Genomic DNA, 23,965 nt, shown 5'->3' with positions numbered 1-23,965 from the left:
TCTGGGGCATCCAGGCGCCGATTCCCGTCCCGCGTCGTAGTTCCCCGGTCTCATACGTGTCGCATTTTAGTTGAAGCGGAGGAGAAACGAGGCCAGAAAGGTTAAGCGAGCCTGCGTTGGGTTCTGGTGCGGTGACTTACTGATGAAGGGAGTTATCTTAGCCGCCGGTATCGGTTCCCGCCTCCGCCCGCTCACGCTCCGGAAGCCGAAGTCCTGCGTCACGGTCGACGGCACGCCGGTCCTCGCCCGCCAGCTGCGCGCCTACGCCGACGCCGGCGTGACCGACGTGACGGTCATCGCCGGCTACCTGGCCGACGACGTCCGGGACTGCTGCGCCGACGTCGCCGACGACCGACCGGAACTCGACGTGACCGTCCGCGAGAGCGAGGTGTTCGCCAACACCGACAACATGTACTCGCTGTACCTGGCCCGGGAGGCGGTCGCGGGCGAGCCGTTCGTCCTCACGAACGGCGACGTTGTGTTCGAGCCGGAACTGCTGGCCGACCTGGTCGAGGCCGACGCCGACAGCGCCGTCGCCACCGACACCGCCACCCACTCCGGGGAGGCGATGAAGGTGACCGTCGGCGACGACGGCCGGGTGACCCACATCGCCAAGAGCGTTCCCGAGGAGGTGGCCCACGGCGTCTCGACCGACGCCTACCGGTTCTCGGCCGACTTCTCGGCGCTGCTGTTCGAGGAGATAACCGGGACCATCGAGCGCGAGGGCGACTACGACGGCTGGACCGAGGCCGCGATCGACCGCATCGTCAAGAACCGCGACCACGACCTCGAACCCGCGGACGTCTCGGGCCGGCGCTGGGTCGAGATCGACGACCACCAGGACCTCCGGGCCGCCGACCGCCGGTTCTCGTCGCTGTCGCCGCTCGGCGAGAAGGAGGCGGTGTTCTTCGACCTCGACGGCACGGTGTACCTCGACGACGAACTGGTGGCGGGCGTCGACGAGGCCGTCGCGGCGCTCCGCGAGCGCGGCGTCGACGTCTACTTCCTGTCGAACAACTCCTCGAAGTGGAAGGACGACTACGCCGAGCGACTGACCGGGCTCGGGATTCCGGCCGACCCCGACGACGTGCTGCTCTCGACCGACGGCGTCGTCCGGCACCTCCGGCGGACCGACCCGGACGGGGTGTTCGTCCTCGGGACCGACGAGATGCGCGCGGCGGTGGCCGACGCCGGCGTCGACGCGGTGACCGACCCCGGGTCCGGCGAGGACGCGCCCGACGCCGTCGTCGTGGGGTTCGACACGGACCTCACCTACGAGAAGGCCCGGAAGGCGACCCTCGCGATCCGCGACGGCGCGACGTTCCTCCAGGCCCACCCCGACGCGGTCTGCCCGACCGCCGAGGGGTTCGTCCCGGACTGCGGCGCCATCGCCGCGATGATCGAGCGCGCGACCGACCGGCGCCCGGCCCGGGTGTTCGGCAAGCCCGGCCCCGAGATGGTCGCGCCGGTGCTCGACCGGGAGGGGTACGCGCCAGAGGACGTCGTCGTGGTGGGCGACCGACTGGAGACCGACGTGCGACTCGCCGAGGCCGTGGGGTGCGAGTCGGTCTGCGTGCTGTCGGGCGAGGCGACCCGCGACGAGATCGAGGCCAGCGACCGCCGGCCGACGCTGATCGCGCCGACCGCGGGCGCCCTGACCGACTTCATCCGGCGCGAGGGGACGCCCACCGGGCGAGCGACCGGCTCCGGGCCGTCCGGTGACGACGCGACGACCGACGACGACGCGGCGAGCGACGACCCGGTGACGGACGACGCGGCGAGCGACAGGGAGCAGACCGTCGCCTCGACCGACGGAGGTCCCGAACCGTGACCGACGACGGGGTCCGCCGGGGGTACGTCACCCAGACCCACACCGGCGCGGTGCCGTGGGAGCGCGCGCTCCGCGGGGCGGCCGACGTCGGGCTCGACTTCGCGGAGCTCTACATGGACGGGGCGACCGAGCGCACCCGGCTCGACCCGAACGCCGTCGAGTCGGTCGCGGACGAGGCGGGGCTGGACCTGCTGGTCCACCTCCCGTTCGTCGGCATCGAGATCGGGTCGCCCCGGAACCCGGTCCGCGAGGGGGCGCTGGCCGAGCAGCGCGCCTGCGTCGAGGTGGCCGCCGAGATGGGCGCCGAGAAGGCGGTGCTCCACGCCGGGACCAGCGCCGGGCCGCCCGAGTGGGACCTGGAGGAGATCGCGCCCCACCTGCTCGACTCGGTCCGGACGCTCGACCGGTTCGCGGCCGACCGCGGCGTCGAGATCTGCGTCGAGAACCTGCCGGGCGTCCCGTTCACGATCCACCACCTCGACCGCGTGTTCGGCGAGACCGAGGCGGCCGCGACCCTCGACACCGGCCACGCCCGCGTCGACGGGCTGGACGCCGAGGCCATCGCGGAGTTCCTGACCGAGCGCGGCGACCGCGTCTCGCACGTCCACGTCAACGACGCCCGCGAGGCCGCCGACGAGCACGTCCCCACGGGGTCGGGGACGCTGGACTTCGAGACCGCGCTGGCGCCGCTCCGCGAGGGCTGGACGGGGACGGTCTCGATCGAGGTATACACCTTCGACTTCGACTACGTCGCGCTCAGCGCCGAGAAGCTGGACGACTACCTCTGAGTCGCCCGGCTACTGCTCGCTGTTCTCGCCCGTCTCGGACCGCCCGCCCCGCTCGTGGGCGTCCCGAAGTTCGCGGTCCTCGCCCTGCTGTCGATGCTGGCGACGGTGCGCCAGCGCGATCGCCGCGCCCGTGACGCCGAGGAAGGCGACGCCGGTCGGGTCGCCCCGCGACTGCTGGCCCGGCGGCGGCCCGCAGGACTCGACGGTGCCGCCGTTCCCGCCGGGGTACTCGCACTCGTCCGTCCCCGACTTGACGACGACTGTGGAGATCTCCTGTTGGGAGGTCCAGGTCGCTTCGACGGGCTCGCCGTTGTCCTTGAACTCCGTGGCGGTCACCGTGACGCCCTCGGCGTTCCCGTCCTCGGGGACGAAGGCGTTCCCGTTCCACTCGAACTTGACGAGCAGGCTCTCGCCGTCCGGACAGGGGTCGTTGCCCTGCTGCTGACCGCCCTCGACGCAGAACGCGATGAAGCTGATTGCAGCGCGACCGTCCTGCGTCGTGGTGGTCGTCGTAGTCGTGGTTGTAGTGGTTGTGGTGGTCGTCGTTGTGGTTGTAGTCGTGGTCGTGGTGGTTGTTTCAGTTGTGGTCGTGGTGGTCGTCGTTGTCGTCGTTGTAGTAGTGGTCGTTTCAGTTGTAGTCGTAGTGGTCGTGTCCTTCGTCGTGGTCGTCGTGGTCTCCTCGGTCGTCGTCTCTGTGGTTGTGGTCGTTGTCGTGGTGTCCTTCGTGGTCGTCGTTGTCGTCGTCTCAGTCGTCGTGGTCGTGGTAGTCGTGGTAGTCGTCGTGGTCGTTTCCTCTGTCGTCGTATCTTTGGTAGTCGTCTCGGTCGTCGTGGACGTCGTAGTCGTGTCCTTCGTCGTGGTGGTCGTCGTTTCAGTCGTGGTGGTCGTGTCCTTCGTCGTCGTGGTCTCCGTCGTCGTTCTCTCGGTGGTCGTAGTGGTCGTCTTTTCCGTGGTCGTAGTCGTGGTCGTCTCCTCGGTGGTCGTCTCGGTCTTCTCGGTCGTCGTAGTCGTTTTATCAGTGGTCGTGGTGGTGGGCGTCTCCTTGGTGGTCGTGGTAGTGGTCGTCTCCTTCGTCGTGGTCGTCGTGGTCTCCTCGGTCGTCGTCTCCGTGGTGGTCTCGATGCAGTCCTCGTAGTGGGGGTTCACCCCGTGGACTTTCTCGTGCCCCCGGTAGACGGCGACCTTCTTCACGACCTTGTCGTCGTGCTCGCCGGTCCCCCGGAAGGTGTGGCGTCCCTCGAAGTCGCCGGTGAACTTCTGGGCGCTCCCGTCGGCGAACGTCAGCTTCACCGCGTCGTAGTCGTGCGCCCAGACCGACACCCGCTCGCAGTCGAAGTCGAACCCGGGTTCGAGTGGCTTCTCGTCGTCCTTCTCGGTGGTCGTGGTCGTCGTGGTCTCCGCGTCGTCGACGGGGCACTTCCCGCGGACGAGGTAGGCCGCGCCGGCGTCGTCGCCGCCCTCGTCGTGGTACGGCGCGCCGACCAGGACGTCCTCGCGGCCGTCGCCGGTCGCGTCGCCGAGGTCCGACACCGCGCGGCCGGCCCGGTCGCCCTTCGCCTCGCCGATCAGCGTCGCGTCGGCGTCGGCGAGGCTGGCGTCGCGGTGGCCCGTGCCGCCGTACACGAGGTAGGCCGCCCCGGCGTTCTTCCCGGTGTCCGGGTCGTGGAACGGCGCGCCGACGATGACGTCGGCGTAGCCATCGCAGGTGACGTCGCCAGACCCCGCGGACGACACCGACCAGCCGGCCATGTCGTCCTCGGCCTCGCCGCGGAGCGTCCAGTCGGCGTCCGCGAGGCTCACGTCGCCGCTCAGACCGTCTTCGCCGTAGACGACGTAGGCTGCGCCCGCGTTCTCGGCCGCTTCGTCGTTCCGCGGTGCGCCGACGACGACGTCGGCGTGGCCGTCGTCGTTCACGTCGCCCGCGGTCGCGACCGAGAACCCGGCCATGTCGCCCGCGGCCTCGCCGAGGAGTCGCGCCTCGGCCGCCGCGAGGCTCTCGGTGCCGGCCTCGTCGCGATCCGAGTCGCCCGCCCAGAGCACGTCGGAGACGACGTAGGCCGCGCCGGCGTTCGGCGCGCTGACGTTGGCGCTCGGCGCGCCCACGACGATCTCGTGGAAGCCGTCGCCGTTCGCGTCCTCGGCGTCGGCGACCGACCAGCCGGCGAGGTCGCCCGCCTCCTCCCCGACGTACTTCGCGTTCGCGTCGTCGAGCGACTCCCAGCCGGTCGGCGCGTCCGCGGCCAGGACCGCGTAGACCGCGCCGGCGTCGTCGCCGCCGGCGTCCTCGTACGGCGCGCCGACCAGCACCGTACCGCCGTCGCCGCGCGTCAGGTTCGCCGCGACGCCGACCGCCGTGCCGGCCCTGTCGCCCTCGGATTCGCCCGCGAGCGCCAGGTCGGCGTCGGCGAGCGAGTGGGTTCCCGTCACCGAGTCGCCGCCGTAGATCACGTAGGCCGCGCCGGCGTCCGTCGCCGCGCGGTCGCTGCCGGGCGCGCCGACGACGACGTCGGCGTGGCCGTCGTCGTTCAGGTCGCCGCCCGCGACCGAGGTGCCGGCCCTGTCGCCCGCCGCGGTGCCGACGAAGGTCGCGTCGGCCTCCGAGAGCTCGATGTCGTCGCGGTCTATCGGTCCGTAGAACAGGAAGGCCGCGCCGGCGTCGTCGCCGCCGGTGTCGTCGTACGGCGCGCCGATCAGGACGTCGGCGTGGCCGTCGCCGTTCACGTCGCCGACGTTGGTCAGCGACCACCCGGCTCTGTCGTCGGGGTTCTCGCCGACGAACTCGGTGTCGGCGCCGGCGAGGTCGATCGTCCCCGAGAGCGTGCCGCCCGCCTGCGGCCCGTTCTGTGCGACTGTCGCGTCTGTTGTCGATGCGATCTCGCCGGTCGCGACTGCGGCCGCGCCGCCCGCGCCGGCGAGCACGCTCGCCAGCGCGACCAGCACCGCCATCAGCGCCGCGTCCTTTCGATCTGCCCCGCGTCGGGATTCCGGACTCATTCCGGCGAAGACTCTTCACCTAGCCGGTTTGTTATAAACCGGCTATCAGGTCGGATGCGCCGGCTTAAACGCCGGCAGTACCCGTAAACGGTGTATTTCTCCGGGTAAGCTCGGTCTCCGTACGTCCTTTTTGTTGGGAAATTTCCATCTCTGTCGCCGAACCGTGGGACCGCGTGTCTCGCACATTTATGCGACGGGGCGTCCTCCCTCCGACCATGCGAGCAGTTCGCTACCACGAGCACGGCGGACCGGACGCGCTGACAGTCGACGACGTCGACCGACCGGACCCCGGACGCGGCGAGGTGCGCGTCGAGGTCCGGGCCGCCGGCGTCAACCCCGTGGACACCTACTTCCGCGAGGGAAGCTACGAACCGCCCGAACTCCCGATGATCCCGGGGTCGGACCTCGCGGGCGTGGTCGACGCCGTCGGCGAGGGCGTCGAGGGGTTCGCCGAGGGCGACCGGGTGTTCGGCACCGGCCTCGGCAACGACCGCCAGGGGACCTACGCCGAGTACGCGGTCGCGCCGGCCGACCGCATCGCTCACCTCCCCGACGGCGTGGCGTTCGACGAGGGCGCGGCGGTGGCGCTCGTCGGCGTGACCGCGTGGCGGGCGCTGGTCGACCACGCCGGCCTCGACCCGGCCGAGACCTGCCTGGTCCACGGCGGGTCGGGCGGCGTCGGCCACGTCGCGGTCCAGCTCGCCGACGCCGCCGGGGCGCGGGTGCTCACCACCGCGGCCCCGGAGTACCACGACCAGCTGGCGGACCTGGGCGCGGACGTCCCCGTCGACTACGGCCGCGACGACCTCGCCGAGGCAGTAGTGGAAGCTGGCCGCCCCGACGTCGTCCTGGACCACCGGCTCGACCAGTACCTCGACTTCGACGCCGAGGTCGGGACCCGGGGCGTCCGGGTCGTCGGCATCGGCAACACCCAGCCCGAGGCCGGCTTCGAGAACATCGCGGCCGCCCGGTCCCGGGAGATGGAGCTGCACCTGATGAGCATGTTCAACACCCCGGACTTCGCCGCGGTGCTCCGGAGGCTGGCGCGGCTGCTCGAGGCGGGCGACCTCCGGCCCGTCGTCTCGAACCGGTACGACCTGGCGGAGGCGACCGAGGCCCAGGCGGCGGTCCTCCGCGAGAGCTTCCTCGGGAAGCTGGTCCTCGAACCGTAGCGGCGTTACAAAGCCTATGGTCCCGGCGGTCGAATCCTGCCGTCCATGACTGACGGAGCCGCCGTTCACGGCCTCCGGGTGGGACCGCTGTTCTCGGTCGCGTCGCTACTCGCCCAGCAGACGACCACGCCCGCACCGGGGGTCGGCCCCGGCGAGCTCGTCGACTACTGGCCAAACCTGGTCCGCGCGGGGTGGTTCCTCGCCGGCTTCCTGGCCGTCGTCGTCCTCAGCCGGTTCCTCTTCGAGCCCGCGTTCGCGCGGGTCGTCCGGCGGCGGAACCGCAACAATCCCACGCTCCGCGACGCCCTCGTCCGGTACGTCCGGGTGATCGTCGTCGTGGTCGCGGTGTTCGTCGGCGCGGGCGTCGCCGGCTACGGGCGGTTCCTCGGCAACTCCGCGCTCGTCATCAGCGCCGCGACGCTGGCGGTCGGCGTCGCGGGCCAGGAGGTCATCGGCTCGCTGGTCAGCGGGGCGGCGCTGGTGCTCGACCCGGAGTTCAACGTCGGCAACTACATCGAGTGGTCGGACGGCGAGGGGACCGTCCGGTCCATCACGCTCCGGGTCACCCGCGTCCAGACGCCCAACGGCGAGCTCGTGACGATCCCCAACACCGTCCTCACGGGCCAGGCTATCACCCGGCCGTTCGGTCGCGGCAACTACCGGATCGTCGAGGAGATCGGGATCGCGTACGACGACGACGTGGACGCCGCGATGGCCACCATGGAGGCGGCGGCGGTGGCCGTCGACGGGATACTCGCCCAGCCGCACCCGAGCGCCCACGTCGAGGAGCTCGGCGACGACGGGGTCGTCGTCCGGGTCTACTACTGGATAGAGGACCCGCAGCGCCGCGACGTCGTCCGAATCCGGTCGGCGTACGCCCGGGAGGCCAAGGCCCGCCTGGAGGACGCCGGCGTCACCATCAGCCCGGCCTCCCAGCGCGACCTCCAGGGGCGGATCGAAGTCGACGACGCCGCCTGAGCCCGGCCGCGGGCCGGCGCTTCGGCGCGACCCGGCGCGGCTCCCGCACGGCGCGGGGCCGACCGCGGAGGGTCCGCGACCGGCCGCCGCCGGGTCGGGCCGACCGGACCGCGTTCGGGGCGGGTTTTTATCGGCGCGGCGGTCGTCGTCGCTCCCATGAGCGTCAGCTTCGACTTCGGCGACAGCGTGGCACTGGTCACCGGCGCCAGCGGGGCGCTCGGCAGCGCGGTCTGCGAGGCGTTCGCCGACGCGGGCGCCACGGTCGCGGCCGCCGACCTGCGAGCGCCCGACGACGAGGACGCCCAGCTGGAGACGGGCGAGGGCATCGACTTCTACGAGGGCGACTTCACCGACGAGGCCGACGTTGAGCGCGTCATCGCCGAGATCGTCGACGACCACGGCGGCCTCGACTACCTGATCAACGTCGCCGGGACGTGGCGCGGCGGCGACCCGGTCGCCGAGACCGACGTCGACACGTTCGACCTGCTGTTCGACGTGAACCTCAAGACGATGTTCCTCGCCTCGAAGCACGCCCTGCCCCACCTCCGGGAGGGCGGCGCCGGCGACGCGCGGGGCGCCGTCGTCAGCGTCAGCGCCCGCTCCTCGCTGGAGGGCGGCGAGGGCGACGCCCCCTACCGGGCGTCGAAGGCGGGCGTCCGCCTGTTGACCGAGAGCATCGCCGAGGAGGAGAAGGGCCGGGTCCGGGCCAACGCGGTCATGCCCAGCGTCATCGACACGCCCGCCAACCGCGAGATGATGCCGGACTCCGACCACGACGAGTGGGTCGACCCCGCCGACATCGCCGAGACGATGCTCGCGCTCTGCTCGGAGGCCACCGCGGTCACCAGCGGCGCGGCGGTCCCGGTCTACGGCGAAGCGTAACTCGCGGTCCCGGAACGGCACTCGCGGTTCCGTGACCGGCCATCGCGATTCCGGAATCGCCCGTCGTAGTCCTGGCGTCCGGCCCACCGACCGACGGCAAGCGGCCGGTCCGACAGCTGAAGTGACAGGTGTTACCCTTTCACATAAACCTTTCTGTGATGTGTCCAAAAATCCCGACCAGTAACGGGGTCGACTGGACGGATTTCGGGCACTTTTTAAATCCAGGTTCGGATAGTCCGTGGTACGTTATGTCTGAACGAGAAACCTGGACGAGTCGAATCGGATTCATCTTCGCGGCGGTCGGGAGCGCCGTGGGGCTCGGGAACATCTGGTCGTTCCCGTTCCAGACCGCGGCGAACGGCGGCGCCGCGTTCCTCGTGGTCTACCTGCTGGCCGTCTTCCTCATCGGGTTCCCGACGATGATGGTCGAGTTCGTCATCGGTCGGCGCGGCGAGAGCAATCCGGTTGAGGCGTTCCGGAGCATCGGGTACGGGGAATGGTCGTTCACCGGCGGTCTCGGGGTCCTCTCATCGCTGGTGACGCTGTCGTTCTACAGCGTCGTCGGCGGGTGGGTCCTCAGCTACATCGTCGGGAGCGCCACCGGCGCGTACTTCGGCAACGCCGAGGCGTACTTCGGTTCGGTCGCCTCCGGTGAGGTCGCGGTCGCGGCCCACGCCGCGTTCATGCTCATCACCATCGGCATCGTCGCGTTCGGCGTCACCGACGGCATCGAGCGAGCGACCACGTTCATGATCCCCGCTATCCTGCTCCTGCTCGTCGGCCTCGCGGGCTGGGCGACCACCCTCGACGGTGCGTCGGCGGGGTACGGCTACTACCTCTCGCCCGACTTCGGCGTCCTCGCGAACAACTTCTGGTCGATCGTCCCGCCCGCGATGGGACAGGCGTTCTTCACGCTCTCGCTCGGGTTCAGCGTGATGATCGCCTACTCGTCGTACCTTGGCGAGGACGACAGCCTCCCGGCCGACGGCGGCGCCATCGTCGTGGTCAACACCCTCGTCGCGCTGCTGGCGGGCTTCGTCGTCTTCCCCATCCTGTTCGCCACCGGCGGTGCGGAGGGCGCCGGCGGCGGCGCCGGCACCGCCTTCGTCGCGCTCGCCGGCGCGTTCGGCAACCTCCCGGCGGGGCAGGTCATCGGCTTCGTCTTCTTCGTCGTCCTGCTGTTCGCGGCGCTCTCCAGTTCCATCAGCCTGCTGGAGGTCCCGGTCTCCTTCGTCACCGAGAACTACGGCGTCGGCCGGCCGACGACCGCGGTGGCGATGGGGACCCTCATCGCGCTCATCGGCGTGCCGGCGACGTTCGGCACGTCGTGGCTCGGCTTCTACAACGACTTCGTGTTCAACATCCTGCTGCCTATCGCGGTGCTGCTGCTCGCGGTGTTCGTCGGCTGGATCGCCGACCTGGAGTCGGTCGACGAGCTCGGCCGCGGCTCCTCGCTGGGATCGACGTTCGCCACGACGTGGCTGTGGTGGGTGCGCATCGTCGTCCCCATCGCGGTCGCCGTCACGCTCTACCTCGGCATCACGTCGCTCTACGACGGCCTGACCAGCGGGGCCTACTTCTAGAGCCGACGCGCACCGACCGACCTCCCTTTTTCGAGCCGTTCCGGGTACAAGTCGCCCGCCGCGACAGCCGCGGTTACGATTCCTAGCTGATACAGCGTTCCTCCCGTCTTGATTCTACGATTTGTAACTGGACTCGCTTCGAACCGCCGTTCAGGTATCGAAGAAACCGTGAATCTCCGGCCGAGAATGATTATATATTCGGAACTACGGTTTCAAACCCGAAACTCTCTTACGGCGCGCATGGCGAGTGCGTAGCAATGACACGCGAATCCTGGCACACCCGACTGGGCTTCATCCTGGCCGCGGTCGGGAGCGCGGTCGGACTCGGCAACATCTGGCGGTTCCCGTGGATGACCGCGGAGAACGGCGGGAGCGCCTTCCTGGTGATGTACCTCGCGATCGTCCTGCTGGTCGGCGTCCCCGGGCTGCTGGCGGCGTTCGTCATCGGGCGGCGCGCGCGGCTCAACCCGGTCGGCGCGCTCTACCGGCTGTCCTCGGGGTCGCGCTCGTGGCGGGGCGTCGGCCTGTTCGCGGTCCTGACGGCGGTGGTCCTGCTGTCGTTCTACAGCGTCGTCGGCGGGTGGATCCTCCGGTACTTCGTCGCCAGCTTCACCGGCGCGTACTTCGGGTCGCCCGGGGCGTACTTCGGCAGCATCGACTACGGCGTCCCCGCGGTCGGGTTCCACGTCCTCTTCCTCGCGCTGACCGCGCTCATCGTGGTCGGCGGCGTCCGGGGCGGCATCGAGAAGGCGACGAAGGTGATGATGCCCGCCATCGTCGCGCTGCTGGTGGCGCTGGCCGCCTGGGCGACAACGCGGCCCGGCGCGGCCGCGGGCCTGTCGTTCTACCTCGACTTCGACGCTGCCTACCTCCGCGCGAACTTCCTCGACGTCCTCCGCGCGGCCGCGGGCCAGGCGCTGTTCACCCTCTCGCTGGGCGGCGGCACGATGATCACCTACGCGTCGTACCTCGACGACGACCGGAACCTCGCGGCCGACGGCAGCATCATCGCGCTGCTGAACACCGGCGTCGGCGTGCTGGCCGGCTTCGTTGTCTTCCCGCTGCTGTTCACGACGGCCGGCGGGCTCACCGGCCCCGCGAAGGGCGGCGGGCCGGGCGCGCTGTTCGTCAGCATCGCGGGCGCCTTCGCCCAGGTCCCGTTCGGCCGGGCGCTGGCGGTGCTGTTCTTCGGCGTCATCGCGTTCGCGGCGCTCTCCAGTTCCATCAGCATGCTCGAGATCCCGGTGGCCTACCTCATCGACGAGCACGACGTGGACCGCCGGGTCGCGACCGGGACGCTGGGCGGCCTCGTGCTGGTGACCGGTTCGGCGAACGCGCTCAACCCCGGGCTGTTCGGCTTCGTCGCCGGCACGCTTGTCAACATGATGCTGACCGCCGGCCTCGTCGGGTCGCTGGTGTTCGTCGGCTGGGTGCTCGGGAAGGACGCCGTGGCCGAGATGTCGACCGGCGCGGGCCCCGGCGTCCGGTCGCTCGGCCCGGCGTGGCTCTGGAGCGTCCGGACGATCCTGCCCCTCTTCCTGCTCGGGACGCTCGCGGTCAACCTGCTGGCGCTGGCGGGCGTCTCGCTGCCGGGGTAGGGCGACCGGCTCCTTTTTAGCAACGCTTTTCCGGACAGTAGTCCTCAACTCGCCCAATGAGTCGCCATCGGAGGGACCGACGACCATGACGATGGAAGACAAGATCGAGGAGTTGCGCGACATGCGCGAGGACGCTCTGCAGGGCGGCGGCGAGGAGCGGATCGAGGCCCAGCACGACAAGGGCAAGATGACCGCGCGCGAGCGCATCGACTACTTCCTCGACGACGGCACCTTCAACGAGTTCGACCAGCTCCGGACCCACCGGAGCCACAACTTCGGGATGGAGGAGAAGCGGATCAAGGGCGACGGCGTCGTCACCGGCTACGGCGAGGTCAACGGCCGGACGACGTTCGTGTTCGCCCACGACTTCACCGTCTTCGGCGGGTCGCTGGGCGAGGTGTTCGCCCAGAAGGTCTGCAAGGTGATGGACAAGGCGATGGAGGTCGGCGCGCCGGTCGTCGGCCTCAACGACTCGGCCGGCGCCCGCATCCAGGAGGGCGTCTCGTCGCTCGCGGGGTACGCCGAGATCTTCCGGCGCAACACCGAGGCCTCCGGCGTCATCCCGCAGATCTCGGCCATCATGGGGCCGTGCGCCGGCGGCGCGGTGTACTCGCCGGCCATCACCGACTTCATCTTCATGGTGGAGGACACCAGCCACATGTTCATCACCGGCCCGGACGTCATCGAGACGGTCACGGGCGAGGAGGTCACCTTCGAGGAGCTCGGGGGCGCCAAGACCCACGAGTCGACCTCCGGCGTCGCGCACTTCGCCGAGAAGAGCGAGGAGGAGGCGCTCGACGACATCCGGCGGCTGCTGTCGTACGTCCCGCAGAACAACGTCGAGGACCCGCCGCGGGTCGAGCCGTGGGACGACCCCGAGCGCCGCGACGAGGAGCTCAAGACGATCGTCCCCGACCAGCCCAAGAAGCCCTACGACATGACCCGGGTCATCGACGGCGTGGTCGACGAGGACTCGTTCTTCGAGGTCCAGGAGGGCTACGCCAAGAACATCGTCATCGGCTTCGCCCGGCTCGACGGTCGGTCGGTCGGCGTGGTCGCCAACCAGCCCCGGGTGAACGCCGGGACGCTCGACATCCAGGCCTCCGAGAAGGCCGCCCGGTTCGTCCGGTTCTGCGACTCGTTCAACGTCCCCATCGTGACGTTCGTCGACGTGCCCGGCTTCATGCCCGGCACCGACCAGGAGCACGGCGGCATCATCCGCCACGGCGCCAAGCTGCTGTACGCCTACTCCGAGGCCACCGTGCCGCTGCTGACCGTCATCACCCGGAAGGCCTACGGCGGCGCCTACGACGTGATGGCCAGCAAGCACATCGGCGCCGACGTCAACTACGCCTGGCCGACCGCCGAGATCGCGGTCATGGGCCCGCAGGGCGCGGTCAACATCCTCTACGACGACGAGCTCGCCGAGGCCGAGGACCCCGAGGCCCGCCGCGAGGAGCTCATCGACGAGTACCGCGACCAGTTCGCCAACCCCTACACGGTCGCGGACCTGGGCTACGTCGACGACGTGCTCGAACCGCCGGAGACGCGGCCCCGGCTCATCGAGGACCTCGAGATGCTGGCGAGCAAGCGCGACGAGCAGCCCGACAAGAAGCACGGCAACATCCCGCTCTGAGCCATGGCGTCCTCACACACCGAGGAGGCGGGCGAGTCCGAGGCCGACGCCGAGGGCGCCGACTCGCGGGCCGCCGACGCGGGGCCGGACGCGCTGGCCGACGGCGACCTCCGCATCCCCGACGACGCGACCGCCGAGGAGGCGGCCGCCATCGCGGCGGCCATCGGCGCGCACCTCCGGGCCCGGGAGGCCGCGGCGGCCGCCGCCGAGGACGGCGAGGAGGAGTCGTGGCGCGACCGCCGGTGGGCGTTCGCGGGCCGACTCCGCGGCCTCCAGGGCCGGGCCGGCCGGGTCCCGACCGCCGCGCCGACCGACCCGTGGACCGCCTCGGGCCGGACCGACCGGTTCTGAGGCCGGCGGTGGCCGGCGAACCAGTCGGCCGCGCGTGAGCCGATCAGTTCTTTTCGGACCGCACATCGGCAGTCGCCTCTCCGTCGCACCCCCGATTTCGGGCATCACGGCTAAGTGAGTAGTAGTGGACAGTACGACTACCGACGTTCGGCTCCGACAGCGGACTGTGCTCCGGGCTGCGGCCCGGACTCGCGCGCCGGGGCCGAGGGGGTGACTACTATGGTCGAGGTGCTCTACGCGGTCCAGCACGCGTTCATGCGCAAGACGTTCGAGGCGATCGACCGGCACGTCGAGGCCGATTCGGCCTACGTCCCGATGAACGTCGGGGCGCGCGACTCGAGCGAGTCGATCCCCGAGATCGGCGTCGACGAGGTCGGGGCCATCGACCGGCAGGTCCGGCGGGTCGACCCCGACGTGGTGGTGTACAACCACCGCCACAAGGCCAACGACGCCGACTTCCACGAGGAGTACCCGCTGGTCCACGTCCGGCACGGCGCGTCGGTCGGCCGCGACCAGATCGAGGAGACCGCGGCGATGACCGACGAGGCGGTCGACGCGGCGCTGGCGCCGGGCGAGCGGTGGGCGCGGCGGTACGCCGAGGTGTACCCCGACGACGTCGACGTCTCGGTGGTCGGGGTGCCCGAGGCCGACGAACTGGTGGCCGCGGAGCCGCCCGACGAAAAGCGCGTGCTGTACGCGCCGACCAACCACAACTACGGCGGCGGCTCGTACGTGAACACCGCCCGCGAGGTGCTCGACCTGTTCGCGGACACCGACTACGAACTCCTCTTCCGGCCCCATCCGGCCGACCGGGACGAGGAACCCGGCAAGTCGCTGACCGCGGAGTGCCGCGAGCGCATCGCCGACCTGCCGAACGTCACCTTCGACGACAACGAGACGCCGATGGCCAGCCTCCGGGCGTCGGACGTGCTGCTGTCGGACTACTCGGGCATCGTGACCGAGTGGCTCCACACCGGTCGGCCGCTGGTCCAGTTCACCGACGTCGCCGCCGACGAGAACGAGGTCCCGCAGATCGGGTACACGACCAGTGTTTCGGACCTCACCATCGAGGACATGGACGCGCTCTACGAGCACGGCTACCCCGACCGCATCGCCCAGCGCGAGGCCGCGTTCCGGTCGGAGCTCGGCGTCCCGATGGACGGTCGGGCGAGCGAGCGGGCCGCCGACGTCCTGCTGTCGTACGTCGACTGACGGGATCGACCGGGCCGGAGGACGGCGTTCCGTCGTGCGATTCTGTCGGAGTTCTGGGGGTCACGTCTAAGTGCTCAGAGGTGGTACAAACGGTACCGATTGGCTCCTGCGGCGACCGTCGCGGTCGCGATGATTCTGGACGCCGAGGGCCGTACACGGGGGATTTCGATGGTTCGGGTACTCTACGTCGTGGAACGCACGTTCATGCGCAAGACGTTCGAGGCGATCGACCGGCACGTCGAGGCCGAATCGGCCTACGTCCCGGTCCGCCCCGAGGCGGTCGGCTGTTCGGAGGCGATTCCCGCGGTCGGCGTCGACGACGTGACCGACGTCGACCGGCACGTCCGGGCGGTCGACCCCGACGTCGTGGTGTACAACCACCGGTTCCGGGTGGACGAGGTGGACTTCTACGACGACTACCCGCTGGTCCACGTCCGGCACGGCGCGTCGATCGGCCGGGGCGAGATCGAGACGACCGCCGAACTCACCGGGCAGGCGGTCGACGCGGCGCTGGCGCCGGGCGAGCGGTGGGCGCGGCGGTACGCCGAGGTGTACCCCGACGACGTCGACGTCTCGGTGGTCGGGGTGCCCGAGGCCGACGAACTGGTGGCCGCGGAGCCGCCCGACGAAAAGCGCGTGCTGTACGCGCCGACCAACCACAACTACGGCGGCGGCTCGTACGTGAACACCGCCCGCGAGGTGCTCGACCTGTTCGCGGACACCGACTACGAACTCCTCTTCCGCCCGCACCCGATGGACCGCAAGGAGGAGCCGGGGAAGTCGCTGACCGCGGAGTGCCGCGAGCGCATCGCCGACCTGCCGAACGTCACCTTCGACGACGACGAGACGCCGATGGCCGGCATGCGCCGGGCCGACCTCTTGCTGTCGGACTACTCGGGCATCGTCGCCGAGTGGCTCCACACCGGCCGGCCGCTGGTCCAGTTCACCGACGTCGCCGCCGACGAGAACGAGGTGCCCAAGATCGGGTACACGACCAGTGTTTCGGACCTCACCATCGAGGACATCGACGCGCTCTACGAACGGGGGTACCCCGACCGCGTCGCCGAACGCGAGGCCGACTTCCGGGCAGACCTCGGGATTCCGATGGACGGCCGGGCCGGCGAGCGCGCCGCCGCGGAGGTGCTGACGTGCGCGCAGTGATCCTCGCGGCCGGCAGCGGCAGCCGGCTGGGCGAGGCGACCGACGACCTGCCCAAGGCCTTCGTCGAGATCGACGGCCGGACGCTGTACGACCGCCAGCGCGACGCGCTCTCGCCGGTCGTCGACGGCGTCACGGTCGTCCTCGGGTACGAGGCCGGGTCCGCCCGCGAGCGACTCTCGGCCGTCGAGGCCGGGCGCGGCGACTCCCTGCCGGTGGACACGCTCGTGCTCGACGACTGGGACGAGTACGACAACGCCGAGTCGCTCCGGCGCGCGCTGGTCCGCATCGACGGCGACGCGCTCGTGCTGAACGGCGACGTCGTGGTGGCGCCCCGGACGGTCCGCCGGCTGGTCCGGCGGTTCCGGGAGGTCGGCCCCGCGCGCAACGTCGTGGGCTGTCTGCCGGGCGTGCAGGACGACCACACCGCGATCCGGTGCGACGACTCGGGCGAGGTGACCGACTACGGCGAGATCCCGGGCCACCGCCACGCCGGCGTCGGCGTCCTGGCCCGCCGGAACTGCGAGGAGGCCCGCGACGTGCTGGCCCGCAACGCCGAGGACTGGTACCCGAACGTCTACCCCGAGACGCCGACGCAGCGGGTCGTGGTCTCGCCCGACGCCCACCTCGAGATCAACCGGCCCGACGACCTCGCCCGCGCCCGCGAGCGGCTCCCGCTGGCCCGGCCGACGGCCGGGCGCGCCAGCCCCGACTCCCCGCGGTGACCGGGACAGAAGGTTTATACGGGAGGGGTCCCGCTCCCCGGCAAGGAATGGAGCTCATCGCCCACCGCGGGTGCGCAGACGAGTACCCCGAGAACACCCTTCACGCTGTCGAACGCGCCGCCCGACGCCTCCCCGCCGTCGAGATCGACGTGCGCCGGTGCGCCTCCGGCGAACTGGTCGTCTTCCACGACGAGACCGTCGACCGGACGACCGACGGCACCGGCCCGGTCGCCGACCTCGACTGGACCGACCTCCGGCGGCTCGACGTCCTCGGCTCCGGCGAGGGCGTCCCGCTGCTCTCCGAGGCGCTGGCCGCGGTCCCGCCGGACGTGACCGCGCAGGTCGAGCTCAAGGAGACCGGCGTCGGCGCCGACGCCGCGGCGGTCGTCGCCCAGTCCGGGCGGACCGTCCGGTTCAGTTCGTTCGTCCCCGAGGCGCTGGCCGAGGTCCGCGAGGCCGACCCCGACGCCGACCTGGGTTACCTGTTCGGCGACGACGTGGGCGTCGACGAGGGCCTCGCGATCGCCGAGGACCTGGACTGCGAGTACCTCCACCCCCACGCCGACCTCTGCCTGGAGACCGACGTGACCGAGCGCGCCCGGGCGGCCGGCATGGACGTCATCGCCTGGGGGCTCGACGATCCCGCGACCTGCGAGCGACTCCGCGAGGCGGGCGTCGACGGCGCGACCGCCGACTCCTGGACGCTCGCGGGCGTCGAGGCCGGCGGCGAGGCCGAACTGGAACCCGACGCTGAACCCGAACTAGAGGCAGACGCGGAGACGGCGACCGCGGACTGAGCCGCCGGCCGGGCTCGCTCACCGTCCCTGTTTTCGCACGCGCACCTCGACCGGACCGGGGTCGAGCGTCAGCCCCATCGAGGGCTCGACCGCGGTCGTGACGCGCTCGAACTCGACCCGCCGGGCGAGCGTCGCCAGCGCGAGCCGGAGCTCGGTCATCGCGAACCGCATCCCGATGCAGTGGCGCGGGCCGGCCCCGAACGGGAAGTAGGCGTACTCGGGCCGGCTGTCGTCGGTCGTCGCTCCCGCCGCCCCGTCGGTCCAGCGCCCGGGCCGGAACTCGTCGGGCGCGTCCCACCACCGGTCGTCGCGCTGGATTCGGTAGGTCGCGAGCTGGAGCGTCGTCCCCGCCGGGACGCGGTACCCCCCGAGCACCGCGGGCTCGCGCGGCTCGCGGTACAGGGCGTAGACGGGCGGATAGAGCCGCAGCGCCTCCCTCGCGACGGCCTCGGTGTAGTCGAGCGCCGGCAGGTCGCCGAACTCCGGGTCGCGGTCGCCCGGCACCGCGTCGAGCTCGGCGTCGAGCCGCCGGCGGACCTCGGAGTTCCCCGCGAGGAGCCAGCAGGCGTAGGTCAGCGCGGTCGCGGTCGTCTCGTGGCCCGCGAACAGGAAGGTGGCGAGCTGGTCGCGGACCGCCCCGCGGTCCATCCCTGTCCCCTCGGCGTCGGCGGCCGCGACCAGCAGCGAGAGCAGGTCGTCGCGGTCGGCGGGGTCGCTCTCGCGCTCCGCGAGCAGCTCGTCCACGAGCGCGTCGAGGTCGGCCATCGCCCGGTCGTAGCGGCGCTCCGTCGGCGTCGGCACCCACTCCGGCAGGAAGGCGAGCAGGCCGAACCGGTCGACCATCGCGGCGACGGCCCGGGTCGCCTCGCGGACCACCGCCCCGCGCTCGGCGGCGAGGTCGATGTCGAACAGCGCCCGCGCCAGCACGCGCAGCGTCAGGTCGGCGAAGGCGTCGCCGAGTTCGACCACCTCGCCGTCGGTCCAGCCGTCGACCAGCGCCGCGGTGCCCGCGACCACCTCGTCGGCGGACGAGGCGATGCGGTCGGGCGCGAACGCCGACTGGAGCGCGGTCCGCTGGCGGCGCCACCGCTCGCCCTCGGCGAACGCCAGCCCCTCGGGCGCGACCAGGTCGCCGAACGAGGTCTCGAAGTCGCCCTTCGCGAACTCGTCGCTGCGCGAGACGAGCACCTCCTCCACCACGTCGGGGTCGAAGACGGCGACGAACTCCTCGCCGAACGCACTGTAGGCGACCAGATCGCCGTACGTGGCCAGTCTGTCGGTGAAGGCGAGCCCGTCGCGGGACGCCGCGAGCGTCGAGCCGACGACCGGGAGACCGGTCGGCCCCGGCGGACGGTCGGAGCCGTCGGCGGCCTCGCCCGGTCGGTCCCGCCCTGCCGTCGCCTCGTCGCGGTGGTCGATCTCGCTCATGTTCGCTGATTGGCGGTGAACGGGCCTCCCCGTTGCCGCGAAGCAGTTGGTGTCTTTAAGTGACGGGGCGCGTGGTTGCGGACGTGCAGTCGCTCGACGTGACCCTCCGGCTCCCGCCGGAGCTGCAACTGTCGGTGCCCGACCCGTTCGCGCCCGGCGACGACTTCGTCCGGGAGGAGCTGCTGTCGTGGCACACCCGCGAGGACGAGGGCGTCCAGTACTTCCTCTCGCTGGTGGTCGGCGATATCGCGGCGGTCCGGGAGGCCGTCGAGGCGGTCGACGCGGTCCGCCGGTTCGACCTCTCGCCCGTCGACGACGACCGGTTCTACGCCTACGTCGCCATGGACCTGCGGCCCGAGGACGACGCCTGGTTCGGGGTGCTGGCGGCCCGCCGGGTCGTGGTGGTCCCGCCCGTCGTGTTCGGGCCGGACGGCGAGATCGCGCTGACGGTGCTCGGCGACCCCGAGGAGCTCCGGCGGGCGGTCGCGGAGTTCCCCGACGAGATCGCGGTCGAGGTCGACCGCGTGAGCGAGCACGACCACCTCCCGGGCTCGCTGGCCGGCCGGCTGACCGCGCGCCAGTTCGAGGCGGTCGAGGCGGCCCGCGACCTCGGCTACTACGAGGTGCCCCGCGAGGCCGAACTCGCCGACGTGGCCGCCGCGCTCGACTGCACCCAGAGCACGGCGTCGGCGCTGCTCCGGAAGGCCGAACGCGCGCTGGTCGACGCCGCGCTCGTCAGGTGAGTCCGCTCGTCCGCGGCCTCGGGCACCGACGACGCCTGTCAACTATTAAGTGACTTCTCGGTCACGTAAGACTGTTCACAGATGTTCCGACCGGCCCTCCCCGCCGCTCTGCTCGCCGCACTCGTTCTGCTCGCGGGCTGCACCGGCACTCTGGCGGACGGACCCGACGCCCGGCAGACGACCGCGCTCGCCGACCCTCCGTCGGCGACGACCACGGCTCCGGACCCGACGACGGAAGCGACACGCCGTCGGGACGCCGCCGAGACGACGCCGGAGATTGCCGTCGTCAACAACCGCTCGGTTCCCTACGTCGTCCGGTTCTACGTGCTGCGCGACCCTAGCCCCGCGCTCACTGTCAGCTACGCGAACGGGTCGGTGCTGACGCGTCACGTCGGCGAGCGCGACCCGCTCGTGCAGTCCGTCCCGTTCGTCCACTGGACGGGGTCGTCGGTCGAGCCGGTGCGGAACGTCTCGTCGATCCGCCCGGCGAACTCGACGGCGATCGCGAAGTGGTCCGCCGCCGCGCGCCCGGAATCGACCGTCGAGCTCCCGAGGCCGGTCGCGCACCGGAACGTGACGCTGCTTGTCGTGGTCGAGACCCGCGCGACCGACCGAACGCTGGTGTACACCGCGGCGATGGAGCGGTGCGAACCGCCGCGGCCGGAACTGGGGCGGTACCGGCTGACGCTCCCGCGAGACCGCAACCGGGTTCGCGTCGGGAGTAGCTGTTGACGTCGGTGTATCTGACTCCCTGCTCTGTGTCCGGACGCCTCCGCGGCCCGGTCGGGCGGCGTCACGCCCGACAGACCGCCAGCATGTGTTCGGACCAGTCGACCGCCGCCCGGTCCTCGCGGAGCAGGCGGACGACCTCGCGCACCGAGTCGACCGCCTCGTCGTCTGCCTCCGCCATCTCGCGCTTCATCCGGCTGGCGACGTTCTCCAGACCCACCAGCCTCTCGACCGCGAAGCCGGCGGCCTCCAACTCGGCCTCGAACTCCTCGGCGCGGAAGCCGTGGCACGCCGCCCAGCTCTCGCCGTCGCCGTGCTCGGCGACGCGCTCGGCGGTGAGATCGCCGTCCTCCGCGATGGGCGCGAGCAGACCGTGCTCGGCGTCGAGGTTGAACGTCAGGATGTCCCGCAGCATCGCGAGGCGGCCGATGACCGAGACGAAGACGGGGGCGTCACGTTTCGCCACGCGCCGGAGCTCGGTCATCGCGGTCGCCCGCTCGTCCTCGTCGACGACGTGGCTGAGAGGGCCGCCGAGACAGCAGACCGCGTCGAAGGTCCCGTCGGCGAACCGGAGGTCCCGCACGTCGCCCTGCTCGGCGGTCACCCGGTCGGCGACGCCGCGCTCGGCCGCCTTCTCGCGGGCGAGGGCGACCTGCTCGGCCGAGAGGTCCACCAGCGTCACGTCGTACTCGCGCTCGGCGAGCCAGCAGGCGTACCGGCCCGCCGCGCCGCCGGCGTCGAGGACGCGAACCGTTTCGGAATCGGTCGCGGCGTCGCCTCGCGACGCCACTTCCGGCAGGTACTCGGTCAGGTAGTCGACGGTGTTCGCGAACTCCATCCGGGTCACGGGGTCGCGGTCGAGGCGCTCCCACTCGCGCTCGGCGAACTCGTCGTAGTACGCCTCGGGGTCCATGTCGGCGTCGCCGCCGCTCATCGGTCGGCCCTCGCAGCGGTCGCGGTTTCGGCGGTCGAGTTCGCTCTGCGAGCGATCCGTCGGAACTGGTTTTTGCGTTCCATCGTGCGTGTTCTGTATCGGTGGCTGTCGGTCGGTGAACGGACGGGGGAACCGTCGACGACGCCGGGTTTCGCCCCGGCGCCGTGCCACCGGCGGTCAGGACTCCACCCGACGGAGGGCCGTCGCTGGTCCCGGATTCGGGCCGGCGCGGGGCGGAGTCGGTCGCGTCACGGTCGATACGTCGGCGCGCCGACGCTTCAATCTGACTGAGTTACGCTAGCCCGTGTCACGGAGTCAGCAGTGCCCCACGTCATAGGCACAGCAGAGCGTCGCCGCGCCGGACTGATGGCGCTGGCCTCCCCGCGACCGCCGCGTCGGCCCTCGTCGACGCCGACCGTCGCGAAAGTAGACGGACGTGGGGTTTCCTCGCCCGGAACCGACAGAATGAGGTTGCCGACCCGAGTATCAACCCCCAAGATGTTCGACAAGGTGCTCGTCGCCAACCGCGGCGAAATCGCGGTCCGCGTGATGCGGGCCTGCGAGGAGCTGGGTATCGACACCGTCGCCGTCTACAGCGAGGCCGACAAGAACAGCGGCCACGTCCGGTACGCCGACGAGGCGTACAACGTCGGGCCGGCGCGGGCCGCCGACTCCTACCTCGACCACGAGGCGGTCATCGACGCCGCGAGGAAGGCCGACGCCGACGCCATCCACCCCGGTTACGGCTTCCTGGCGGAGAACGCCGAGTTCGCGGGGAAGGTCGAGGAGACCGAGGGCGTCAAGTGGATCGGACCGTCCTCGGACTCGATGGAGCAGCTCGGCGAGAAGACCAAGGCCCGCAAGACGATGCGGGAGGCCGACGTGCCCATCGTGCCCGGCACCACCGACCCCGTCGAGGACCCCGAGGAAGTGACGGAGTTCGGCGACGAGCACGGCTACCCGATCGCCATCAAGGCCGAGGGCGGCGGGGGCGGCCGCGGGATGAAGGTCGTCCGCGGCCCCGAGGAGGCCGAGGACCAGCTCGAGTCGGCCAAGCGCGAGGGCGAGGCGTACTTCGACAACGACAACGTCTACCTGGAGCGCTACCTCGAGAACCCCCGCCACATCGAGGTCCAGATCATCGCCGACCACCACGGCAACGTCCGGCACCTCGGCGAGCGGGACTGCTCGCTCCAGCGCCGCCACCAGAAGGTCATCGAGGAGGGCCCCTCGCCCGCCCTCACCGACGAGCTCCGCGAGCGGATCGGCGAGGCGGCCCGCCGCGGCGCGGACGCCGCGGGCTACTACAACGCCGGCACCTTCGAGTTCCTCGTGGAGGACGACCCGGACCGCGAGGACGGCGAACTGCTCGGGACCGACGCGAACTTCTACTTCCTGGAGGTCAACACCCGCATCCAGGTCGAGCACACCGTCACCGAGATGCTGACGGGCATCGACATCGTGAAGTGGCAGATCCGGGTCGCGGCCGACGAGGAGCTGGGCTTCGCCCAGGACGACGTCGACCTGGAGGGCCACGCGATGGAGTTCCGCATCAACGCCGAGAACGCCGCCGACGACTTCGCGCCCGCGACCGGCGGGAAGCTGACGACCTACGACCCGCCGGGCGGCATCGGCGTCCGGCTCGACGACGCCCTCCGGCAGGGCGACGACCTCGTCACCGACTACGACTCGATGATCGCGAAGCTCATCGTCCACGCCTCGGACCGCGAGGAGTGCATCGCCCGGTCGGAGCGCGCGCTCGCCGAGTATGACATCGAGGGCATCCCGACCATCATCCCGTTCCACCGGCTGATGCTCACCGACGAGGCGTTCGTCACCGGCACCCACACCACGAAGTACCTCGACCAGTCGCTCGACCCCGAGCGCATCGCGGAGGCCCAGGAGAAGTGGGGCACCGACACCGAGTCCGCCGCGGGCGACGAAGAGGAGGTCGTCGAGCGGGAGTTCACCGTCGAGGTCAACGGCAAGCGCTTCGAGGTCGACCTCGAGGAGCGCGGCGCGGCCGCCATCCCCGCCGGGGACGCCGGCGGTCAGTCGGGCGGGCAGAAGCCACAGCCCGCGGGCGGCGAGAGCGGCGACGAGTCGGGCGCCGCCGGCGGCGAGGGCGAGAGCGTCACCGCCGAGATGCAGGGCACCATCCTCGACGTGAACGTCTCGGAGGGCGACGAGGTGGCCGCCGGCGACGTGGTCTGCGTCCTGGAGGCGATGAAGATGGAGAACGACGTGGTCGCCGACCGGGGCGGCACCGTCACGAGCGTCGCGGTCGCGGAGGGCGACAGCGTCGACATGGGCGACGTGCTGGTCACCATCGAGTGAGCGGCCCGTCTCGCTCCGTCGACCGGCACGGTCGGCCGAGTCGAGACCGCACACTGCCTGCCTGAGCAGGTAGCCACAACCCACTTGCG

General features: G+C 71.1%; 19 protein-coding genes. 16 read left to right on the top strand and 3 right to left on the bottom strand.

Going from position 1 to position 23,965, the window contains the following annotated elements; genetic code table 11:
• Nucleotides 1–142 precede the first annotated feature (142 nt).
• A complete protein-coding gene (locus ACQUQF_RS01150) occupies nt 143–1,831 on the top strand; it encodes an HAD-IIA family hydrolase (RefSeq protein ID WP_435174863.1) in 1,689 nt (562 codons plus the stop codon).
• A complete protein-coding gene (locus ACQUQF_RS01145; RefSeq protein WP_435174860.1) occupies nt 1,828–2,619 on the top strand; it encodes a sugar phosphate isomerase/epimerase family protein in 792 nt (263 codons plus the stop codon). Before ACQUQF_RS01150 ends, ACQUQF_RS01145 begins: the two co-directional genes overlap by 4 nt.
• A 9-nt stretch (nt 2,620–2,628) precedes the next feature.
• Here the strand turns inward: ACQUQF_RS01145 and ACQUQF_RS01140 are convergent, their stop codons facing one another.
• Complete coding sequence (locus tag ACQUQF_RS01140) at nt 2,629–5,613, bottom strand: integrin alpha (RefSeq protein WP_435174858.1); 2,985 nt, start codon at nt 5,611–5,613, stop codon at nt 2,629–2,631.
• A gap of 215 nt (nt 5,614–5,828) precedes the next feature.
• On the opposite strand from ACQUQF_RS01140, the gene ACQUQF_RS01135 reads away from it, so the two are divergent.
• The 11 genes from ACQUQF_RS01135 (at nt 5,829) to ACQUQF_RS01085 (ending at nt 17,705) form a co-directional block, all read left to right on the top strand.
• On the top strand, nt 5,829–6,785 hold the full coding sequence (locus tag ACQUQF_RS01135) for an NADPH:quinone reductase (RefSeq protein WP_435174855.1): 957 nt from the start codon (nt 5,829–5,831) through the stop codon (nt 6,783–6,785).
• A 45-nt stretch (nt 6,786–6,830) separates the two neighbouring features.
• Nucleotides 6,831–7,763 (top strand): mechanosensitive ion channel family protein, encoded by a 933-nt coding sequence (locus tag ACQUQF_RS01130; protein ID WP_435174852.1) that lies wholly within the window; start codon nt 6,831–6,833, stop codon nt 7,761–7,763.
• Nucleotides 7,764–7,919: 156 nt separating this feature from the next.
• Complete coding sequence (locus tag ACQUQF_RS01125; RefSeq protein WP_435174849.1) at nt 7,920–8,645, top strand: SDR family NAD(P)-dependent oxidoreductase; 726 nt, start codon at nt 7,920–7,922, stop codon at nt 8,643–8,645.
• Between the two features lie 248 nt (nt 8,646–8,893).
• Nucleotides 8,894–10,228: a sodium-dependent transporter gene (locus ACQUQF_RS01120; protein ID WP_435174847.1), complete on the top strand. Its 1,335-nt coding sequence runs from the start codon at nt 8,894–8,896 to the stop codon at nt 10,226–10,228.
• Nucleotides 10,229–10,485: 257 nt separating this feature from the next.
• A complete protein-coding gene (locus ACQUQF_RS01115; protein ID WP_435174844.1) occupies nt 10,486–11,826 on the top strand; it encodes a sodium-dependent transporter in 1,341 nt (446 codons plus the stop codon).
• Between the two features lie 91 nt (nt 11,827–11,917).
• Nucleotides 11,918–13,462 carry an acyl-CoA carboxylase subunit beta gene (locus ACQUQF_RS01110; protein WP_435177577.1) on the top strand — a complete coding sequence of 515 codons (1,545 nt, stop codon included), beginning with the start codon at nt 11,918–11,920 and terminating at the stop codon, nt 13,460–13,462.
• A 3-nt stretch (nt 13,463–13,465) separates the two neighbouring features.
• Nucleotides 13,466–13,813 carry a hypothetical protein gene (locus ACQUQF_RS01105; RefSeq protein ID WP_435174841.1) on the top strand — a complete coding sequence of 116 codons (348 nt, stop codon included), beginning with the start codon at nt 13,466–13,468 and terminating at the stop codon, nt 13,811–13,813.
• Between the two features lie 219 nt (nt 13,814–14,032).
• A complete protein-coding gene (locus ACQUQF_RS01100) occupies nt 14,033–15,025 on the top strand; it encodes a CDP-glycerol glycerophosphotransferase family protein (RefSeq protein ID WP_435174838.1) in 993 nt (330 codons plus the stop codon).
• A 168-nt stretch (nt 15,026–15,193) separates the two neighbouring features.
• The gene (locus ACQUQF_RS01095; RefSeq protein ID WP_435174835.1) at nt 15,194–16,186 is read left to right on the top strand and encodes a CDP-glycerol glycerophosphotransferase family protein; all 993 of its coding nucleotides are present in this window, start codon (nt 15,194–15,196) and stop codon (nt 16,184–16,186) included.
• Nucleotides 16,174–16,908 carry an NTP transferase domain-containing protein gene (locus tag ACQUQF_RS01090; RefSeq protein ID WP_435174832.1) on the top strand — a complete coding sequence of 245 codons (735 nt, stop codon included), beginning with the start codon at nt 16,174–16,176 and terminating at the stop codon, nt 16,906–16,908. The genes ACQUQF_RS01095 and ACQUQF_RS01090 overlap by 13 nt, the downstream gene beginning before the upstream one ends.
• 47 nt (nt 16,909–16,955) lie before the next feature.
• The gene (locus ACQUQF_RS01085; RefSeq protein ID WP_435174830.1) at nt 16,956–17,705 is read left to right on the top strand and encodes a glycerophosphodiester phosphodiesterase; all 750 of its coding nucleotides are present in this window, start codon (nt 16,956–16,958) and stop codon (nt 17,703–17,705) included.
• Nucleotides 17,706–17,723: 18 nt separating this feature from the next.
• On the opposite strand, the gene ACQUQF_RS01080 is transcribed toward ACQUQF_RS01085, so the two are convergent.
• Nucleotides 17,724–19,133: a cytochrome P450 gene (locus ACQUQF_RS01080; RefSeq protein WP_435174827.1), complete on the bottom strand. Its 1,410-nt coding sequence runs from the start codon at nt 19,131–19,133 to the stop codon at nt 17,724–17,726.
• Between the two features lie 71 nt (nt 19,134–19,204).
• Here ACQUQF_RS01080 and ACQUQF_RS01075 point away from each other — a divergent pair, with 71 nt between their 5' ends.
• Nucleotides 19,205–19,876 (top strand): helix-turn-helix domain-containing protein, encoded by a 672-nt coding sequence (locus tag ACQUQF_RS01075; RefSeq protein ID WP_435174825.1) that lies wholly within the window; start codon nt 19,205–19,207, stop codon nt 19,874–19,876.
• Between the two features lie 81 nt (nt 19,877–19,957).
• A complete protein-coding gene (locus tag ACQUQF_RS01070) occupies nt 19,958–20,608 on the top strand; it encodes a hypothetical protein (protein ID WP_435174822.1) in 651 nt (216 codons plus the stop codon).
• A 61-nt stretch (nt 20,609–20,669) separates the two neighbouring features.
• Here the strand turns inward: ACQUQF_RS01070 and ACQUQF_RS01065 are convergent, their stop codons facing one another.
• A complete protein-coding gene (locus tag ACQUQF_RS01065; protein ID WP_435174820.1) occupies nt 20,670–21,539 on the bottom strand; it encodes a class I SAM-dependent methyltransferase in 870 nt (289 codons plus the stop codon).
• A gap of 498 nt (nt 21,540–22,037) precedes the next feature.
• Between ACQUQF_RS01065 and ACQUQF_RS01060 the strand changes: the two genes are divergently transcribed.
• Nucleotides 22,038–23,876, top strand: a complete 1,839-nt coding sequence (locus ACQUQF_RS01060; protein WP_435174818.1) for an acetyl-CoA carboxylase biotin carboxylase subunit — start codon at nt 22,038–22,040, stop codon at nt 23,874–23,876.
• Nucleotides 23,877–23,965 lie beyond the last annotated feature (89 nt).

The organism is Halorussus sp. AFM4 (assembly GCF_051194995.1).
GTDB lineage: Archaea > Halobacteriota > Halobacteria > Halobacteriales > Haladaptataceae > Halorussus.
This window is presented reverse-complemented; position numbering and strand designations above follow the sequence as displayed.

Bases quoted from the DNA above. Each gene is read 5' to 3' on its own strand.
- ACQUQF_RS01150 (WP_435174863.1), top strand. From the start codon at position 143: ATGAAGGGAGTTATCTTAGCCGCCGGTATCGGTTCCCGCCTCCGCCCG.
- ACQUQF_RS01140 (WP_435174858.1), bottom strand. From the start codon at position 5,613: ATGAGTCCGGAATCCCGACGCGGGGCAGATCGAAAGGACGCGGCGCTG.
- ACQUQF_RS01135 (WP_435174855.1), top strand. From the start codon at position 5,829: ATGCGAGCAGTTCGCTACCACGAGCACGGCGGACCGGACGCGCTGACA.
- ACQUQF_RS01130 (WP_435174852.1), top strand. From the start codon at position 6,831: ATGACTGACGGAGCCGCCGTTCACGGCCTCCGGGTGGGACCGCTGTTC.
- ACQUQF_RS01125 (WP_435174849.1), top strand. From the start codon at position 7,920: ATGAGCGTCAGCTTCGACTTCGGCGACAGCGTGGCACTGGTCACCGGC.
- ACQUQF_RS01120 (WP_435174847.1), top strand. From the start codon at position 8,894: ATGTCTGAACGAGAAACCTGGACGAGTCGAATCGGATTCATCTTCGCG.
- ACQUQF_RS01115 (WP_435174844.1), top strand. From the start codon at position 10,486: ATGACACGCGAATCCTGGCACACCCGACTGGGCTTCATCCTGGCCGCG.
- ACQUQF_RS01110 (WP_435177577.1), top strand. From the start codon at position 11,918: ATGGAAGACAAGATCGAGGAGTTGCGCGACATGCGCGAGGACGCTCTG.
- ACQUQF_RS01105 (WP_435174841.1), top strand. From the start codon at position 13,466: ATGGCGTCCTCACACACCGAGGAGGCGGGCGAGTCCGAGGCCGACGCC.
- ACQUQF_RS01100 (WP_435174838.1), top strand. From the start codon at position 14,033: ATGGTCGAGGTGCTCTACGCGGTCCAGCACGCGTTCATGCGCAAGACG.
- ACQUQF_RS01095 (WP_435174835.1), top strand. From the start codon at position 15,194: ATGGTTCGGGTACTCTACGTCGTGGAACGCACGTTCATGCGCAAGACG.
- ACQUQF_RS01085 (WP_435174830.1), top strand. From the start codon at position 16,956: ATGGAGCTCATCGCCCACCGCGGGTGCGCAGACGAGTACCCCGAGAAC.
- ACQUQF_RS01080 (WP_435174827.1), bottom strand. From the start codon at position 19,133: ATGAGCGAGATCGACCACCGCGACGAGGCGACGGCAGGGCGGGACCGA.
- ACQUQF_RS01070 (WP_435174822.1), top strand. From the start codon at position 19,958: ATGTTCCGACCGGCCCTCCCCGCCGCTCTGCTCGCCGCACTCGTTCTG.
- ACQUQF_RS01065 (WP_435174820.1), bottom strand. From the start codon at position 21,539: ATGAGCGGCGGCGACGCCGACATGGACCCCGAGGCGTACTACGACGAG.
- ACQUQF_RS01060 (WP_435174818.1), top strand. From the start codon at position 22,038: ATGTTCGACAAGGTGCTCGTCGCCAACCGCGGCGAAATCGCGGTCCGC.